General features: G+C 75.2%; 1 protein-coding gene. It reads right to left on the bottom strand.

The window, feature by feature from the left end:
* Nucleotides 1-37 precede the first annotated feature (37 nt).
* Entirely contained in the window at nt 38-1,624 is a 1,587-nt protein-coding gene (locus tag ABZ641_RS35405) for an ATP-binding protein (RefSeq protein ID WP_359988515.1), read from the bottom strand.
* Nucleotides 1,625-1,918: the final 294 nt, after the last annotated feature.

The following is a 1,918-nucleotide window of genomic DNA, read 5'->3' as shown; positions in this document are numbered from 1 at the left end:
GCGACCCGGAAGTCGTCGTCCACCACCAGTACGTCGATCATGCCGTCTCCACCGGGTGCAGGGCCTCGGGCAGTTCCACCGTGAACCGGGCGCCGCCGCGCGGCCCGGTGCCGACCGCCAGCCGGCCGCCGGACCGCTCCACCACCCGGCCCACCAGCGCCAGGCCCAGGCCGCGCGGCCGGTGCGCCGGGGCGTCCTTGCTCGTCCAGCCTTCTTCGAGGACGAGCGTCCGCAGCTCCTCGGGCACGCCGGGGCCGCTGTCCGCGACCTCGACCAGCAGGGTCGCGCCGACCGGCCGCAGCCGCACGTCCACCGCGCCGGGGCCGGCGCCGACCGCGTCCAGGGCGTTGTCGACCAGGTTGCCGACCACCGTCACCAGCGCCCGCGCGTCGACGGCGGCGTCCGGCAGATGGCTGTCCGCGGTGACGGCGAGCTCCACGCCCCGCTCGGCGGCGACCGCCGCCTTGCCCGCCAGCAGCGCGCCGACGTGCGGGTCCTGTACCTGCTCGGAGATCCGCGCGGTCAGCGCGGAGTGCGACCCGGACTGCTCGGAGATGAACGCCGCGGCCTGCTCGTGCCGGCCGAGCTCCAGCAGGCCGAGCAGGGTGTGCATCCGGTTGGCGTGCTCGTGGTCCTGTGCCCGCAGCGCCTCGGTGAGGCTTCGCGTGTTGTCCAGTTCGCGCACCAGCGATTCGAGTTCGGTGCGGTCGCGGAGCGTGGTGACGGCGCCGCCGTCGGCGGTGGTCGTCCGGTTCACCACCAGCACCCGGTCGTCGCGCACCGCCGGCAGGTCGGTTCCGGTGATCCGCCCGGTCAGCACGTCCGCGAGCCGCCCCGGCGGCAGCAGCGCGTCCACCGTCCGCCCGGCGCAGTCCTCCGGCAGTGCCAGCAGCCGCAGCGCCTCGTCGTTGGCCAGCCGGATCCGGCCCGCCCCGTCGAGGGCCACCATGCCCTCGCGGATGCCGTGCAGCATCGCCTCCCGCTCGACGAGCAGCGCGGCGATGTCGGCGACCGCGATGTTGTGGGTGCGGCGCTTGAGCCGGCGGGCGAGCAGCAGCGTCGCGGCCAGGCCCGCGGCCAGGCCGGCGCCCGCGCACAGCAGGATGCCGTTCGCCATCGACAGCAGCCGGCGGCGGATCGAGCCGTCGCTGATCCCGACCGAGACCTCGCCGACGATCCTCCCGTCCGCGAGCCGCAGCGGCACCTTGCCGCGGGCGGTGCGGCCCAGCGTGCCGTCCTGGATCGCGGTGACCGACTCGCCGCGCAGCGCCGGCAGGGGGTCGGTGGACACCCGCAGTCCGATCCGGGACGGGTCGGTGTGGGACAGCCGGATGCCGTCGGTGTCGGTGATCACCACGAAGCTCGCGCCGGTGGCCAGCCGGATCTGCTCGGCGCCCTGCTGGGCCGTCCGCGAGTCCCGGGCGGCGGCCGCCCGGGCGAGCGCGTCGTCGGCGGCGGTGGCCTGCGCGATCGACAGGGCCCGCTGCATCGCGTCCCGGTCGAGCTCCCGGCTGACCGGCGCGAGGAACAGCCCCGCCGTCACCGCGGTGACACCGACCGTGACCACGGTCTGGCTGAGCAGGAGCTGCGCGAAGACCCGGCGTGGCCAGTGCGGACGCCTCATCGCGTGCTCCTTCCGTGCTCGGCGGGGGCGGGGTGGACGGTCACCCTACGTTTCGGCCGTGTTTCGTGCCAGCCCCGCCCAGCCGTTGTAGCGGAAGCAAAAGGAGCAGAACAGCCCTCAACGCGGGAAAGCCGCGTTACGCCCGCAAGCCTCCCGCCGCGCCCGGTGCCGCTCGTAGCGTCCCGGAGCACAGCACCGAGCCGGCGACGACGCCGGCCGAGGAGGTAGGTGGTTCACGTGAGCCCGCACAAGGCCGGCGCCGTCCCGGCGATCGAGTTGACCGGGGCGACCAAA

Source organism: Kitasatospora sp. NPDC007106 (genome assembly GCF_040634455.1).
Taxonomy (GTDB): Bacteria; Actinomycetota; Actinomycetes; order Streptomycetales; family Streptomycetaceae; genus Kitasatospora; species Kitasatospora arboriphila.
The sequence above is the reverse complement of the archived record's forward strand: the minus strand, read 5'-3'. Positions and strand labels throughout refer to the sequence as shown.